The 14,732-nt window shown below is 74.8% G+C and carries 13 protein-coding genes; 6 read left to right on the top strand and 7 right to left on the bottom strand.

The features are described from left to right. Positions 1 to 51: 51 nt before the first annotated feature. Complete coding sequence (gene pssA / locus ACLJTM_RS16895) at positions 52 to 831, top strand: CDP-diacylglycerol--serine O-phosphatidyltransferase (RefSeq protein WP_411104772.1); 780 nt, start codon at positions 52 to 54, stop codon at positions 829 to 831. Positions 832 to 895: 64 nt separating this feature from the next. On the opposite strand, the gene ACLJTM_RS16890 is transcribed toward pssA, so the two are convergent. From ACLJTM_RS16890 to ACLJTM_RS16870, 5 genes are read right to left on the bottom strand one after another with little or no spacing between them, the layout of a single operon-like run. Then, positions 896 to 2,176 carry an ABC transporter substrate-binding protein gene (locus ACLJTM_RS16890; RefSeq protein ID WP_411104420.1) on the bottom strand — a complete coding sequence of 427 codons (1,281 nt, stop codon included), beginning with the start codon at positions 2,174 to 2,176 and terminating at the stop codon, positions 896 to 898. After that, a complete protein-coding gene (locus ACLJTM_RS16885) occupies positions 2,173 to 3,279 on the bottom strand; it encodes a branched-chain amino acid ABC transporter permease (RefSeq protein ID WP_411104419.1) in 1,107 nt (368 codons plus the stop codon). The genes ACLJTM_RS16890 and ACLJTM_RS16885 overlap by 4 nt, the downstream gene beginning before the upstream one ends. Further along, positions 3,272 to 4,162, bottom strand: coding sequence for a branched-chain amino acid ABC transporter permease (locus tag ACLJTM_RS16880; protein WP_411104418.1), 891 nt, complete (start codon positions 4,160 to 4,162; stop codon positions 3,272 to 3,274). The genes ACLJTM_RS16885 and ACLJTM_RS16880 overlap by 8 nt, the downstream gene beginning before the upstream one ends. Then, positions 4,159 to 4,965 (bottom strand): ABC transporter ATP-binding protein, encoded by an 807-nt coding sequence (locus tag ACLJTM_RS16875; RefSeq protein WP_411104417.1) that lies wholly within the window; start codon positions 4,963 to 4,965, stop codon positions 4,159 to 4,161. Before ACLJTM_RS16875 ends, ACLJTM_RS16880 begins: the two co-directional genes overlap by 4 nt. Further along, the gene (locus ACLJTM_RS16870) at positions 4,962 to 5,759 is read right to left on the bottom strand and encodes an ABC transporter ATP-binding protein (RefSeq protein ID WP_411104416.1); all 798 of its coding nucleotides are present in this window, start codon (positions 5,757 to 5,759) and stop codon (positions 4,962 to 4,964) included. Before ACLJTM_RS16870 ends, ACLJTM_RS16875 begins: the two co-directional genes overlap by 4 nt. A 196-nt stretch (positions 5,760 to 5,955) precedes the next feature. Here ACLJTM_RS16870 and ACLJTM_RS16865 point away from each other — a divergent pair, with 196 nt between their 5' ends. Genes ACLJTM_RS16865 through ACLJTM_RS16855 form a run of 3 tightly spaced genes read left to right on the top strand, consistent with a single transcriptional unit; the run spans position 5,956 to position 9,294 of the window. Beyond that, positions 5,956 to 7,161 carry a PucR family transcriptional regulator gene (locus tag ACLJTM_RS16865; RefSeq protein WP_411104415.1) on the top strand — a complete coding sequence of 402 codons (1,206 nt, stop codon included), beginning with the start codon at positions 5,956 to 5,958 and terminating at the stop codon, positions 7,159 to 7,161. A 55-nt stretch (positions 7,162 to 7,216) separates the two neighbouring features. Next, positions 7,217 to 8,701, top strand: a complete 1,485-nt coding sequence (locus ACLJTM_RS16860) for an AlkA N-terminal domain-containing protein (protein WP_411104414.1) — start codon at positions 7,217 to 7,219, stop codon at positions 8,699 to 8,701. Between the two features lie 11 nt (positions 8,702 to 8,712). Then, entirely contained in the window at positions 8,713 to 9,294 is a 582-nt protein-coding gene (locus ACLJTM_RS16855) for a methylated-DNA--[protein]-cysteine S-methyltransferase (protein WP_411104413.1), read from the top strand. Here the strand turns inward: ACLJTM_RS16855 and ACLJTM_RS16850 are convergent. Beyond that, complete coding sequence (locus tag ACLJTM_RS16850) at positions 9,237 to 9,665, bottom strand: hypothetical protein (RefSeq protein WP_411104412.1); 429 nt, start codon at positions 9,663 to 9,665, stop codon at positions 9,237 to 9,239. The genes ACLJTM_RS16855 and ACLJTM_RS16850 overlap by 58 nt on opposite strands. 52 nt (positions 9,666 to 9,717) lie before the next feature. Next, a complete protein-coding gene (locus ACLJTM_RS16845; protein ID WP_411104411.1) occupies positions 9,718 to 10,218 on the bottom strand; it encodes an NUDIX domain-containing protein in 501 nt (166 codons plus the stop codon). 209 nt (positions 10,219 to 10,427) lie between these two features. On the opposite strand from ACLJTM_RS16845, the gene ACLJTM_RS16840 reads away from it, so the two are divergent. Both ACLJTM_RS16840 and ACLJTM_RS16835 read left to right on the top strand, forming a co-directional pair. Continuing rightward, positions 10,428 to 11,576 (top strand): glycerate kinase, encoded by a 1,149-nt coding sequence (locus ACLJTM_RS16840; protein ID WP_411104410.1) that lies wholly within the window; start codon positions 10,428 to 10,430, stop codon positions 11,574 to 11,576. A gap of 161 nt (positions 11,577 to 11,737) precedes the next feature. Then, a complete protein-coding gene (locus ACLJTM_RS16835; protein WP_411104409.1) occupies positions 11,738 to 14,572 on the top strand; it encodes a SpoIIE family protein phosphatase in 2,835 nt (944 codons plus the stop codon). The last annotated feature ends 160 nt before the right edge of the window (positions 14,573 to 14,732 follow it).

Below are 14,732 nucleotides of genomic sequence, written 5' to 3'. Positions count from 1 at the left end.
TCCGCCGGCTGGGTGCCCGAGTCCGCCGAGGAGGAGTCCGCCGAGGACGACATGCCGCTCTCGCTGCGGCTGTCGATAGCGGACACCCTCACCCTCGGTAACGCGACGTGCGGGTTCATGGCGGTGTACTTCACCACCACCGGAATCCTCATCCCGCACCTGACCGGCAGCGGCGAGTCGGGCATGGCCCGGCACAGCGCGGCCACCGCGGTGATACTGATGCTCCTCGCGGCGGTCTTCGACCTCTTCGACGGCATCGTGGCCCGCAAGCTGCGCAGCTCGCCGATGGGCGCCGAGCTGGACAACCTGTCCGACCTGATCAGCTTCGGACTCGCTCCGGCGTACTTCGTGCTGGTCTACGGCATGGTCGCCGACGACGCGCACCAGAAGATGTCGGCCCTGGCCGCCATCGTGGTGCTGCTCGCGGTGGTGCTCCGACTCGCGAGATTCAGCTGTGTGACGCTGAAGGACGGCATGTTCCAGGGCATGCCGAGCCCCTTCGGCGCGCTGACGGTCGTCTCGGTCGTGCTGCTGGAGCTGCCGTTCGTCCCGACGCTGCTGGCGATCATCGGGGTGGCCTGGCTGATGGTGAGCCGCGTCGAGTACCCCAAGCCGCGGGGTGTCCTCGCGGTGGCGATGCTCTGCTGGATCGTCGGTGCGATGGGCCTGCTGGCGGCCTGGGCCTTCGAGGCCCCGGGCGGGCAGCTGCTGCTCCAGACGGGCTGCGCCCTGCAGATCGCGCTGGCGGCGACCATCCCCCTGTTCGCGACGACCCGCCGGGCGAACACCTTCCGGCACAACCGCCGCGAGGCCCGCGCCTCGCTGCGCTGACCGCACACGGACGAAGGCCCCGGATGCCACTGGCATCCGGGGCCTTCGCGTCGTCCCGGGCCGGTCAGCCGGCCGGGGTGTAGTCCTGGGCGGCCGGGGCGACGGCGGCTTCCTTGACCACCTTCAGCCCGCCGGGGACCTGTGCGTCCGGCTTCATGATCACGCTCTGCCGGGTGGAGGGGGCCTTGGGGTCGGAGAAGTCGTGGGTGATCCCGAATCCCCCGTCGTAGGACTTCAGGCCCAGGAGGGCCTTGCCGACGCCCGCCCGGGTGAGGTCCTTGTCGGCGCAGGCCTTCTTCAGCGCCTCCCCGTAGACCGCCGCGGCCGTGTACCCCGCGACCACGCCGTTGTCGAGGCCCGCGTCCGGGTACTCCGCCTTGTAGGCCGCGGCAAGGGCCGCGGGGCCGGGGGCGGGGTCGCCGATCGGCAGGCTGGAGGCGGCGACGTAGTAGTCCTTCTGCAGGGCCGCGCCGGCCGGGGTGGCGAGCAGCTGCGGGGCGAAGGCCGAGTTGTTGCCGACGACCGGGACGTTCCAGCCGCCCGCCGCCGCCACGCCGACGAGCGAGGCCGCCTGCTTGGGCCCGGCGCTGACCACGACGGCCTTGACCCCGGCCTGCTTGAGGGCCGCCACCTGGGCGGACATGTCGTTGTCGGTGGGCTTGATCTTCTGCTCGACGATGGTCAGCCCGGCCTTGCCGGCCGCGTGCTTCGCCCCGGCGAGGGCGTTCTCGCCGTAGTCCCCCTCGAAGTACACGTGTCCGATCCGGTCTCCGGAGGCGATCCGCTTCTGGTCGAGGAGGTAGCCGACGGCGTTGACGGTCTCGATGTCGTAGGTGGCCCCGATCGTCCGGATCGACGCGCTGCCCAGCAGCGAGGCGGACCAGGCTTGCGGGACGACCAGGCCCTTGTCCTGGCCCTCGACGCGGTCCTTGACGGCGGCCACGAACGGGGACCCGATGAACTGGGCGAAGCCGAGGACCTGCGGCTCCAGCTCCGTGTAGCCGGCCAGCGCCTTCTGCGGGTCGTAGCCGTGGTCGCGGACGGTCAGCTCCAGCCGGCGTCCGCAGATCCCGCCGGAGGCGTTGGCCTGCTTGATCCACAGCTGCTGGGCCTGGGTGACGCTCTTGCCCAGCGAGGCGTAGACGCCGGTCATGTCGGTCAGGGCGCCGAGCCTGATGGCGGTCGCGGTGACCCCGGTGCCCGTCGTGACTCCCCCTTCGGCGGGCTTGTCCTCGCCGCCGCCACCCGCCTTGGCACTGCAGCCGGCGGCCCCGGTGAGGACGAGGGCGGCCGCCAGGGCCGCCGTGGCTCGTCGTGTCCTGCGGTGCGGGCCTGATCTGTTCACGCTGGCTCCTTCGAGGGGCGTACGGGCTGGGAGGGGCGGACCCGGGCGGGGCCGGGGCGGCGGATCCGGGCGAGGCCGCCCGGGAGGAAGAGGACGACCGCGACGACGGCCGCGCCGTAGAGGTAGCGGGACGCCTCGCCCGGGGAGACCCCGCCGGTGCCGGGGGCCGAGACGAGCGGGAGGGCTTCGCTGTAGCGGGTGAGCAGCTGGGGCAGCAGGGAGACGAACACGGCGCCGAGGACGGCGCCCGCGACCGTGCCGAGGCCGCCGATCACGATCATGGCGAGGTACTCCAGGGACAGGACCATGCCGAAGTAGTCGGGGACGGTGCGCTGGAAGACCAGGGCGAGCAGCACCCCGGCCAGCCCCGCGTACATGGAGGACAGGACGAAGACCGCGGCCCGGTAGCGCGCCACGGGGACGCCCATGACCCCGGCGGCGACCTGGTGGTCGCGGACGGCGTTCAGGGCGCGGCCGGGCCGCCCCCGCAGGACCCCGCGGGCGAACAGGCCGCAGGCCAGGAGCGCGGCGAGGGCCGCGTACCAGAGTTTCTCGGCGGACCGGAAGGGCACGGCGGCGACCACGGACTCCGTGTCGTCGAAGGTGAACCCGAGGAGGGAGAGCGGCTCGACGGCCCGGCCGTTGAAGCCGCCGGTGAGGGCGGTGGCGTTGAACAGGACGTGCTGCCCTATGAAGATCAGCGCGAGCGTGGCGATGCCGAGGTACGCGCCGCGCAGGCGGCCGGCGATCGGGCTGAACAGCCCTCCGGCGGCTCCCGCGAGGACGACGGCGAGCACGGCCGCGAGCCAGCTGGGCAGGCCGAGGCCGACCAGCTCGTGGCCGCCGGAGCGCCCGCCGTCCCCGGCCAGCGCGCAGTACCCGTAGGCGCCGACGGCGAGGAAGAAGGCGTGCCCCATGGACAGCTGGCCGGTGGCCCCGGTGAGCAGGTTGAGCCCGATGGCCCCGATCCCCGCGGCGATGGCGAAGAGCCCGGCCTGGAGCCAGAACCGGTCCAGGTAGAAGGGCAGGGCGAGCAGGACCAGCCCTGCCGCGGCCCACAGGGCGTACCGGGTGCGGCCGGCGCGGGAGGCGGTGTCAGACACGGGCGAGCTCCTTCGTGCCGAAGAGGCCCGCGGGACGCATCAGCAGCACCACGACCATGACCACATAGGGGGCGAGGTCGCCGATGCCGCGGCCGAGGAAGGCGAGCTGGCTCTGGTAGCCGGTGGCCATGGCTTCGGTGACGCCGACGATCAGGCCGCCGGCCAGGGCTCCGGTGGTGGAGTCCAGGCCGCCGAGGATGGCCGCGGGGAAGGCCTTGAGGGCGGCCAGGGAGGTGGCCCGCTCCAGGCCGGGGGTGGGGAAGACGGTGAGGAAGAGCGCCGCCACGGCGGCCAGGGCCCCGGCGACCGCCCAGGCGGCCAGGGAGACCCGGCCGAGCCGGACGCCCATCAGTGCGGCGGTCTCCGGCTTCTCGGCGGCCGCCCGCATGGCGACGCCCCAGGCGGTGTAACGGAACACCAGGAGGAACGCCCCGATCAGGAGGCCCGCGCAGACGAAGGCGGCGATGCGGGTCTGCGGGAGGGTGACCGGGCCGAGGTGGACCACCGCGTCTCGCCAGGGGTCGCCGAGCGCGAGGACGTCCGTGCCGATGCGCCGGGTGAGGTCGGTGGTGAGCAGGATGTCCACCCCGATGGTGACGATGGCGAGCACGCTCTGGTCCTGGCCGCGGTAGCGGCGCATCACGAGGAACTCGACCGCAGCGCCGACGGCGGCGGCCGAGGCGGCGCCGACGGCGAGGGCCGGCCAGAAGCCGATCTCGTCGTGCAGGACGGCGGTGACGTACCCGCCGGCGAGGAGGAGGGAGGCGTGGGCGAAGTTGACGACCTCGGTGGCTTTGAAAATCACCACGAAGCCGAGGGCGATCAGTGCGTAGACGGAGCCCATGGAGAGCCCGCCGAGGAGGAGTTCCAGGAAAGTGGTCACGCTGCCGGGTCCTCCTCGCCGAGGTAGGCGCGCACGACCGCGGGGTCGTCCTGCACCTGGGCGGGGGTCCCGCCGCCGATCCGTCTGCCGAAGTCGAGTACGGTCACCGCGTCCGCGAGCCGCATCACCACCCCCATGTCGTGTTCGACCAGCACGATCGAGATGCCGAGGCCGTCCCGGACGCCCGCGATCACGGCGGCGGTCCGCTGCCGTTCGTCCGCGGTCATCCCGGCGACGGGCTCGTCCAGGAGCAGCAGCCGGGGCTCCATGCACAGGGCCCGGCCCAGCTCGACGAGTTTCTGCTTCCCGTACGGGAGGGAGCCCGCGGGCGCGGCCAGGTCGTCCTCCAGGCCGACGAAGGCGGCGATCTCGCGGACGCGCTCCCGGTGGCGGCGGTCCTCGCGGGCCGCGGAGGGGAGCCGCAGCCCGGTGGCGAGGAACCCGGAGCGCATGAGCCGGTGCCGGCCCAGCAGCAGGCTGTCCGCGACGGTGGTGTGTGCGGGCAGGGCCAGGTTCTGGAAGGTGCGGGCGACGCCGAGGGCGGCGACCGCGTGCGGGGCGAGTCCGGTGAGTTCGGCGGCGCCGAAGCGGACGCTCCCGGACGTGGCCCGGTAGACCCCGGAGAGCACGTTGAAGCAGGTGGACTTGCCTGCGCCGTTGGGTCCGATGACCGCGTGGACGCTGCCCGGCTCGACGGTGAAGGACACGCCGTCGAGGGCGGTCAGCCCGGCGAAGCGGACGGTGACCCCGCTGACGGTGAGCGCCGGGACGGCCTCCTCGGCGGGGGCCGGGGGGCGGGTCATCCGGACCACCGGGCCAGGGCGCGGGGGCTGCGCGGGGCCGGCACGGTCCCGTCCGCGGGGCCGGTCAGTCCGAGGTAGCGGCGGCGGACCTCGTCCGAGGCCGCCAGCTCGGCCGCCGGGCCCGACAGGGTGACCTCGCCGACCTCCAGGACGTAGGCATGGGAGGCGAGCCGGAGCGCCAGGGCCGCGTTCTGCTCCACGAGCAGGACCGAGGTGCCCGCCGCGTTGATCTCCGTGACCGTCTCGGCGATGGTCGCGGCCATCTTCGGTGCCAGGCCCAGGGAGGGCTCGTCCAGCAGCAGCAGCCGCGGACGGGCCATCAGCGCCCGGCCCAGGGCCAGCATCTGCTGCTCCCCGCCGGAGAGCAGTCCGGCGCGCTGCCCGGTCCGCCGTGCGAGGACGGGGAAGAGGGCGTGGACCCGGGCCAGGGAGCGGGCGATGTCGGCACGGGAGCCGGCCCGGGCCCCGAGGGCGCCGGCCCGGAGGTTGTCGGCGACGGTCATCCGGGCGAACACCTGGCGGCCCTCGGGGACCTGGACCACCCCGGCGGCGACGGCCCGGTCCGGCCCCGGACCGGGCAGCGGCCGGCCGTCGAGTGCGAGGGTCCCGGCGGTGACGGCCCCCCGGTGGAAGCCGAGGGTCCGGGACACCGCGCGCAGCAGGGTCGACTTGCCCGCGCCGTTCCCACCGAGCACGACGACCACCGACCCCTCGGGCACGTCCAGTGTCACGTCGCGCAGCGCCCGTACCGGCCCGTAGCCGACGGACAGCCCGCGCACCTGAAGCGAGGCCACATCCCCTCCTCCTGCCAGGCCACGTCCGGGCCTTGTGCTGGCGCACAGACCAGCACCGGGCCGGGCCGGCCGTCCACGGCCGGAACCGGAATCGCTGCGGATGACCAGCCGGGACCGGGGTGCGGCTGTGCAGGGGCACAGACCTGCTGACCGGGCCCCTTACGCGAGCGCTGCCGGGGTGGCATCCTCAGCGGCCATGGGCGGACGCAGGGCGCGCACGGAGGCGGAGTGGTCGGTGCTGCTGACGGCGGCCGAGGTGCTGCTGGACCGTGTCCCGGTGCTGACGGAGCAGTTGATCGGCGACCTGGCGAAGCACTCTCCGCTGTACGACCTGGCGGTGCCGCGCGACGAGCACTGGCAGCAGGTCACCGAGGCGATGCGGTACGGCATCGAGGCCTTCGCGGCGCGCCGCTCGGATCTGCGCAAGGACCTTGAGTACGCGGAGGAGCTGGGCCGGAGGCGGGCCGAACAGGGGCTGCCGCTGGACCTGCTGCTGTACGCCTACCGCCGCGCGGGCCGCCTCACCTGGGACGCCCTGCTGGACATCGTCACCGAGGAGGACCCGGAGGCCCTGCCGGTGCTGGCCCGTACGGCGGGGGCGATGTGGGCGGGGATCGAGCAGCAGGCGGCGGCGACGGCGGAGGCCTACCGGGCGGGCGAGCAGGAGATGCGGCGGCGCAGCGACGAGCGGGTGCAGGCGCTGCTCGACGCCCTGCTGGAGGGGGACGCGGCGCCGGGCCTGGCGGCGCGGGCGGCGGCCGGGCTGGACCTGCCGGAGCAGGGCCGCTACGCCGTGGTCGTCCTGCCGGTGGACCGGCGGGACTCGGTGCACCGGGTGACGGCGGCGGGCGGCATGCGGCTGTTCTGGCGGATGCGGGCGGAGCACGAGCTGGCGGTGGTCGCCCTCGGCACCTGCTCGCTGGACGAGCTGGCGGCGGAGCTGGCCGACCGCTGCCCGGGCCCCGGCGGGATCGGCCCGGTGGTGGACGGGCTGGCGGAGCTGGGCCGGGCCCGGCGGCTCGCGGAGACGGCGCTGGCCACCTGCGGGGCGGAGGAGCGAACCCTGGTCAAGCTGTCGCAGCGGCTGCCCACGGCCCTGGTCGTGCGCCAGCCCGAACTCGCGGGCGAACTGGTGCAGGAGGTGCTGGGGCCCCTCCTGGAGCTCGATCCGGCGGACCGGGCGGTCCTGTTGGAGACCCTGGACGCATGGCTGGCGGCGGAGGGCTCGGCGGGCCGGGCGGCGACCCGGCTGTACTGTCACCGCAACACCGTCTTCAACCGGCTGCGCCGCCTGGAGCAGCTGACCGCCCGCTCGCTGTCCCGTCCGCACGACCTGATCGCGCTGACCCTGGCCGTGGCCGCCCACCGGCTGTCGGCGGCCTGGCGGACCGGGCCGGCGTAGCCTTGATGTCGGAAAACCGCCAGCCCCTCTCCCCGCCCCCCGGGATCCTGGATCCATGCACACCGACACCGAGCGCTGCGTCAGAGCCGTGCAGTCGAAGGACGCCCGCTTCGACGGCTGGTTCTTCACCGCGGTCCTGACCACCCGGATCTACTGCCGGCCCAGCTGCCCGGCGGTGCCCCCCAAAGTCGAGAACATGACGTTCCTGCCCAGCGCCGCCGCCTGTCAGCAGGCCGGTTTCCGGGCCTGCAAGCGGTGCCGGCCGGACACCAGTCCGGGCTCCCCCGAGTGGAACGCCCGGGCCGACGCCGTGGCCCGCGCGGTACGGCTCATCCAGGACGGGGTCGTCGACCGCGAGGGCGTGCCCGGCCTCGCCACCCGCCTCGGCTACTCCGCCCGCCAGGTGGAGCGGCAGCTGAGCGCCGAACTGGGGGCCGGACCGCTGGCCCTGGCCCGGGCCCAGCGGGCCCAGACCGCGCGGCTGCTCATCGAGACCTCCGAACTGCCCATGGGCGACGTCGCCTTCGCCGCCGGGTTCTCCTCGATCCGTACCTTCAACGACACCGTCCGCGAGGTCTTCGCCCTCTCCCCCAGCGCGCTGCGCGAGAGGGCGGCGAAGGCCGGCCGGCGGCGGGGCACCGAGCCGCGGATCCCGGGGACCATCAGCCTGCGGCTGCCGTTCCGCAGCCCCCTGAACCCCGACAACCTCTTCGGCCACCTCGCCGCGACCGCCGTGCCCGGGGTCGAGGAGTGGCGCGACGGCGCCTACCGCCGGACGCTGCGCCTGCCCTACGGCACCGGGATCGTGGCCCTGACCCCGCAGCCCGACCACGTCGGCTGCCGGCTGGCCCTCACCGACCTGCGGGACCTGACCATCGCCATCAGCCGCTGCCGGTGGATGCTCGACCTGGACGCCGACCCCGTGGCGGTCGACGGGCAGCTGCGGCGCGACCCGCTGCTGGCGCCGCTGGTGGACAAGGCTCCCGGCCGGCGGGTCCCGCGCACGGTCGACGCGGCGGAGTTCGCCGTACGGGCCGTCCTGGGCCAGCAGGTGTCCACGGCCGCGGCCCGGACGCACGCCGGCCGGCTGGTGAGCGCGTACGGGGAGCGCGTCGAGGACCCGCAGGGCGGGCTGACCCGCCTCTTCCCCTCACCGCAGGCGCTGGCCGGACTGGACCCGCAGGAGCTGGCCCTGCCGCGCAGCCGGCGCACCACCCTCACCACGCTGGTCTCGGCGCTCGCCGACGGCTCCCTGCCGCTCGGCATCGACAGCGACTGGGAGGCCGCGCGGGCCCGGCTCTCGGCGCTGCCCGGCTTCGGGCCGTGGACCACCGAGGTGATCGCGATGCGGGCACTGGGCGACCCGGACGCCTTCCTGCCCTCCGATCTGGGCATCCGCCGGGCGGCGCGGGGGCTGGGGCTGCCCTCCACCCCGGCGGCGCTGACCGCCCGGGCGGCCGACTGGCGGCCCTGGCGCGCGTACGCCGTGCAGTACCTGTGGGCCACCGACGCCCACCCCGTCAACCACCTGCCCGTCTGAGGAGCACTCCCATGAGCACCACCGGCAAGCAGTACACCGTCGTCGAGAGCCCCCTGGGGCCGCTCACCCTGGTCTCCACCGGCGGGGTCCTCAGTGCGCTGTACATGACGGACCACCGGCACCGGCCGGGCGAGGAGTCCTTCGGGGAGCGGGTCCCGGCGGCCGAGGCCCCGTTCCCGGCCGTGCTCCGGGAGCTGACGGCCTACTTCGCCGGGGAGCTGCGGGAGTTCACCGTCCCGGTGCACCTGGAGGGCACCGCGTTCCAGCGCAGCGTGTGGGACCAGCTGGTACGGATCCCCTACGGCGAGACGTGGTCGTACGGGCGGCTCGCGGCGGAGCTCGGCAAGCCGAGCGCCTCGCGCGCGGTGGGCCTGGCCAACGGGAGGAACCCGGTGAGCATCATCGTCCCGTGCCACCGCGTGATCGGGGCCTCGGGCGCGATGACGGGCTACGGCGGCGGGCTGGACCGCAAGGTGCGGCTGCTGGAGCTGGAGAAGAAGGAGCCGGGGGCGGCAGGGCGGTCCGGGCCGGGCCGTCAGACCACGGCGAGCGGGACCAGCAGGGCGAACGCGGCGCCCGCCTCGACGGCGTAGCCGTACAGCGAGGGGTGCTGGACGGGGGCGGCGAGCAGGACCACGCTCTGCTGGGTGGCGGCCGCCTCCACCCAGTCGGCGTCGGCGCCGAGGTTGCCCTGATACCAGCCCTCGCAGGAGCCGGGGCCGGTGACGGCGAGGAGGTCGTCCTCGCGACGGTAGAAGGCCTGCCAGCCCGCGGCGGGCACGGACCAGCCCTCGAAGTCGGTGAACTGGGCCCAGCCGCCGTCGCGTATCGCGGTGTCGAAGAGCCAGACGGGCGTGCCTTCCTCGGTGACCTCCCCGCCGGCCTGCTGCTCGGTGGTGAAGTGGACCATGGGAAGGGCGTCGGGCCCGTCCGCGGTGCTGGGCCAGGCGTACATGGTGATCATCTGCTGGATTCTGTCCTGCTCGGCGTAGACGCGGTGTGACGGGACCCGGTGCTCACCGGGCGGTGGGGCGGCGGCCGTTCTCCAGTTCCGCCGCGCCCTCGCCCGACTCCAGGACGCGGTAGGCCTCCTGGGCGCGCAGGCCCAGCGATCCGGGCAGGTAGGCGGTGAGTTCGGCGGGCTCGACCAGGCGCCAGGACAGCAGCTCTTCTTCCTGGAGCACGAGGGAGGCCAACTGCGCGTCGTCCAGCACCCCGCCGTCGTAGAGGTAGGCGACGAGCGGCGGGCGGGCCGCGCCGAGCGTCCAGTCGACGGCGAGCAGCCGGCCGAGGGGCAGGTCGATGCCGATCTCCTCGGCGCTCTCGCGGCGGGCGGCGGCGCGCGGTGACTCGCCCAGGTCCGATTCGATGGTGCCGCCCGGCAGGGCCCAGCCCTCGCGGTAGTTGGGCTCGACGAGCAGGACCCGGCCCGCGGCGTCCCGGTAGAGGGCGGCCGCGCCGGCCAGCACCCGGGGCAGGCTCGCGATGTAGGTGGCGTAGTCATCCGTGGTGGTCACGTCCGCAACCCTACCCAGCCGCCTCGGGGTCCGGGGATCTTGGTCCGGCGCCCGGTTTCGGGCCGGCCGGAGCCGCCACGGAGGGTTATGTGGGCATTTGCGGGCATCGCGCGCCGGGTGTGGCCCAGAGCACTCATGGGCATAGGAGGATCCTCCGGATAAGCTCATGGCGGCGCGACTGCACTGTTCGATAGCAAGGGAATAGCAAGGTGACGGACGGAGCAGTAACTGAGGCCGCGCGCGTGCTCATCGCCGCGGACAAATTCAAGGGCTCGCTCACGGCCGTGCAGGTCGCGGAGCGGGTCACGGCAGGTCTCCGCAGGGCCGTACCGGACGTGGAGATCGAGACCCTCCCCGTCGCGGACGGCGGCGACGGCACGGTCGCGGCCGCGGTGGCGGCCGGTTTCGAGCGCCGGGAGGTACGGGTCACCGGACCGCTCGGCGACCAGGTCACGGCCGCCTTCGCGCTGCGCGACGGCACCGCCGTGGTCGAGATGGCGGAGGCCTCCGGGCTCCAGCTGCTGCCGGCGGGCACCTTCGCCCCGCTGACGGCCACCACGTACGGGTCCGGCGAGCTGCTGAAGGCCGCCCTGGACGCGGGCGCCCGCTCGATCGTCTTCGGCGTGGGCGGCAGCGCCACCACCGACGGCGGCGCCGGCATGCTGGCCGCCCTGGGTGCCGTGTTCCTGGATGCGAACGGCGAACCCGTCGGCCCGGGCGGCGGCGCACTGGCCGACCTGGCCTCCGCCGACCTGTCCGGGATCGACCCCCGCTTCGCCGACGTGGACTTCGTCCTCGCCAGCGATGTGGACAACCCGCTGACGGGCCCGAAGGGCGCGCCCGCGGTCTACGGCCCGCAGAAGGGCGCCTCCCCCGAGGACGTGGCCGCCCTCGACGCGGCCCTGGCCCACTTCGCCGTGGTGCTGGAGAAGTCGGTCGGCGCGAAGGCCGCCGAGTGCGCCGTGCTTCCGGGCGCGGGCGGCGCGGGCGGCATCGGCTACGGGGCCCTGCTGCTGGGTGCGACCTTCCGTCCGGGCATCGAGCTGATGCTGGAGGTGCTGGGCTTCGCCCCGGCGCTGGAGCGGGCCACCCTGGTCATCACCGGCGAGGGCTCCCTGGACGAGCAGACCCTGCACGGCAAGGCGCCCGCGGGCGTGGCGGCCGCCGCGCGCGCGGCGGGCAAGCCGGTGGTGGCCGTGTGCGGCCGTCTGCTGCTGTCCCAGGAGGCCCTGGAGGCGGCCGGCATCCGCCGGGCGTACCCGCTGACGGACCTGGAACCGGACCCGGCGAAGTCCATCCCCCAGGCGGGGCCCCTGCTGGAGCAGGTCGCGGAGAACATCGCCGCCGACGTCCTCTGAGCGGACCCGCAGCCGCACGGTACGGCCCGGCCCCCTCCAGGGGTCCGGGCCGCCGCCGTCCCCGGACCCGCTGGGCACCGGATGCGGAAGCAGGCGTCCCGCCCGGTGGCGGCGTACCGGCAGCCACTCCCAAACTCCCTCGACAGTGTTAGAAATGGCTCATGACCGGACGAGGTGGTCGGCAGCCGACCCGATGGGGCCAGCGCCTGCTCGCGCGCCTGTCCCAGTGGGTCCGCAGCGTCGCCGGCCAGGTCTTCGCCCTCCAGGCGGTGATCGTGCTGCTGCTGATCGCGGCGGCCGCCTCCGCCCTCGTCGTCCAGGCCCGCTTCGACAGCCGCCGGGACGCCGCCCACCGCTCGCTCGCCGCGGCCGAGGCCTTCGCCCACGCCCCCGGCCTGCCCGCGGCCCTGCAGGAGCCCGACCCCACCGCCGTGCTCCAGCCGCTGGCCGAGGCCGCCCGCCGGGCCTCGGGGGTGGACTTCATCGCCGTACTGAGCCTGGAGGGGACCCGGTACACCGACGCCCGGCCGGAGCTGATCGGCCAGCGCGCCAGCGGTGACCTCACGCGCGCCGTGGCCGGGCAGTCCTTCACCGAGACCTTCACGGGGAAGCCGAGCGACGCGGTCCGCTCCGTGGTTCCCGTACGCGACTCCCGCGGCGCGGTCGTCGGGCTGGTCAGCACCGGTATCGAGGTGGAGAACGTCAGCGACACGGTCGAGGACCAGCTGCCGCTCCTGCTCGGCGCGGCCGTGGGCGCCCTGCTGCTGGGCACCGGCGGCGCCGCCCTGGTCAGCCGCCGCCTGCGGCGCCAGACCCACGGCATGGGCGCCGCCGAGATGACCCGGATGAACGAACACCACGAGGCGGTTCTGCACGCCGTGCGCGAGGGCGTGCTCATCGTCGACGCCGACCACCGGCTGGTCCTCGCCAACGACGAGGCCCGCCGGCTCCTCGACCTGCCGCCCGATCCCGAACAGCGCCACGTGGGCGACCTCGGCCTGGACCCGGGCACCGCCGAGCTGATCATCTCCGGCCGGGTGGTGACGGACGAGGTGCACCTGGCCGCCGACCGGCTGCTCGCGGTCAACGTGCGGCCCACCAAGCCGTACGGGGGCCAGCCCTCCGGCACCGTCATGACGCTGCGCGACTCCACCGAGCTCGCCGCGGTCTCCGGCCGGGCGGAAGTGGCCCGCGGCAGGCTCCAGCTGCTGTACGACGCGGGCGTGCGCATCGGCACCACCCTGGACGTGGTGCGCACCGCGGAGGAGCTCTCCGAGGTGGCCGTCCCCCGCTTCGCGGACTTCGTCACCGTGGAGCTGCTCGACCCGGTGCTGCGCGGGGACGAGCCCTCGCCGGTGACCGGCCGGTACACGGAGATGCGGCGGGCGGCGATGAGCGGGGTCCGCGCGGACCAGCCGCTCCAGCCCGTCGGCGACGTCATCCGCTTCGTGGTGCCGACGGCGCCGATGGCGGCGGCCCTGGCCGCGGGGCGGGGGGTGCTCGCCGCCGACCTGGACTCCGCGATGGGCTGGCGCGCACAGGACGCCGACGGGACGCGCGTCGCCTTGGACTACGGGCTGCACTCGCTGATCTCCGTACCCCTCCAGGCGCGGGGTGTGGTCCTCGGCATGGCCAACTTCTGGCGGGCCGCCGACACGGCGGAGCCCTTCGACGAGGAGGACCTGTCCTTCGCCGAGGAGCTGGCGGCGCGGGCGGCCGTGTCCATCGACAACGCCCGCCGCTTCACCCGTGAGCACGCGATGGCGGTGACGCTCCAGCGCAGCCTGCTGCCCCGGGTGCTGCCCGACCAGAGCGCCGTGGACGTCGCCTTCCGCTACCTGCCCGCGAAGGCCGGTGTGGGCGGGGACTGGTTCGACGTGATCCCGCTGCCGGGGGCCCGGGTGGCGCTGGTCGTCGGCGACGTCGTCGGCCACGGGGTGCACGCCGCGGCCACGATGGGGCGGCTGCGGACCGCCGTGCACAACTTCTCGACGCTGGACCTGCCGCCCGACGAACTCCTCGGCCACCTGGACGAGCTGATCAACCGGATCGACCAGAACGAGGCCCGGGCCGGGGACGGCGGCGGGGACGGGGACCCGGACGGGTCCGGGGAGCCGGGGGCCGGGGCGCAGGACGGGCCCGACGGCCTGGGGGAAGCAGCCCAGGTCACCGGGGCCACCTGCCTCTACGCGGTGTACGACCCGGCTTCGGGGCGGTGCGTGATGGCCAGCGCCGGCCACCCCGGCCCCGCGCTGGTCAGCCCCGACGGATGGGTGGAGTTCCCGGAGTTGCCCACCGGCCTTCCGCTGGGGGTGGGCGGCATGCCCTTCGAGGCGGCCGAGTTCCAGCTCCCCGAGGCGAGCCGGCTGGCGCTGTTCACGGACGGGCTGGTCGAGGACCGCGACCGGGACTTCGACACCGGCCTGCGCCTGCTCGGTGAGACGCTGGCGCGGCAGGGCCGAAGCCCCGAGCAGGCCTGCGCGGACGTGCTCGCGGCGCTGCTCTTCCCCTCGCCGAGCGATGACATCGCCCTGCTGATCGCCGACACCCGGCGGCTGGAGGCCGAGCGGATCGCCGAGTGGGAGGTGCCCGGCGACCCGTCGGCCGTCTCCCGGGTGCGCAACGCGGGATCGGCGCAGCTGGGCGCCTGGGGCCTGGAGGAGATCGCCTTCACCACCGAGCTGATCCTCAGCGAGCTGGTCACCAACGCCATCCGGTACGGGAGCGCGCCCGTACGGGTCCGCCTGCTGCGGGACCGGAACCTGATCGTCGAGGTGTCCGACGGCAGCAGCACCTCGCCGCACCTGCGGTACGCCGCCACCACCGACGAGGGCGGCCGCGGCCTGTTCCTGGTCGCGCAGTACGCCGAGCGGTGGGGCACCCGCTACACCGACCGCGGCAAGGTCATCTGGGCGGAGCTGCCGCTGACGGCGGAGGAGGAGCCGCCAGGGCCGGCCGCGCCGGACCTGGACGCCCTGGAGGACCTCGCCTGGTGACCGGGCCGCGCCGCCCGGCCCCGCCGGACCGTCCGTGCACCGGCCCGCCCGGCCCGCCCGGCCCCACCGGCCCGCCCGGCCCCACCGGCCCGCCCCGCCCCGCCGGCCTGCCCGCCTCGCCGTCGCCGGCCGTCCCCGCCGGTCTGCCCGCATCGCCGTC

This window comes from Streptomyces sp. cmx-4-9 (assembly GCF_046548835.1).
Classification (GTDB): Bacteria; Actinomycetota; Actinomycetes; order Streptomycetales; family Streptomycetaceae; genus Streptomyces.
Note: the sequence above shows the minus strand (reverse complement) of the source record. Positions and strands in the feature narration are given on the sequence as shown.

Coding starts and splice junctions, on each gene's coding strand:
- pssA (WP_411104772.1), top strand. CDS start 52: ATGCCGCTCTCGCTGCGGCTGTCGATAGCGGACACCCTCACCCTCGGT.
- ACLJTM_RS16875 (WP_411104417.1), bottom strand. CDS start 4,965: ATGACCCGCCCCCCGGCCCCCGCCGAGGAGGCCGTCCCGGCGCTCACC.
- ACLJTM_RS16865 (WP_411104415.1), top strand. CDS start 5,956: ATGGGCGGACGCAGGGCGCGCACGGAGGCGGAGTGGTCGGTGCTGCTG.
- ACLJTM_RS16860 (WP_411104414.1), top strand. CDS start 7,217: ATGCACACCGACACCGAGCGCTGCGTCAGAGCCGTGCAGTCGAAGGAC.
- ACLJTM_RS16855 (WP_411104413.1), top strand. CDS start 8,713: ATGAGCACCACCGGCAAGCAGTACACCGTCGTCGAGAGCCCCCTGGGG.
- ACLJTM_RS16850 (WP_411104412.1), bottom strand. CDS start 9,665: ATGATCACCATGTACGCCTGGCCCAGCACCGCGGACGGGCCCGACGCC.
- ACLJTM_RS16835 (WP_411104409.1), top strand. CDS start 11,738: ATGACCGGACGAGGTGGTCGGCAGCCGACCCGATGGGGCCAGCGCCTG.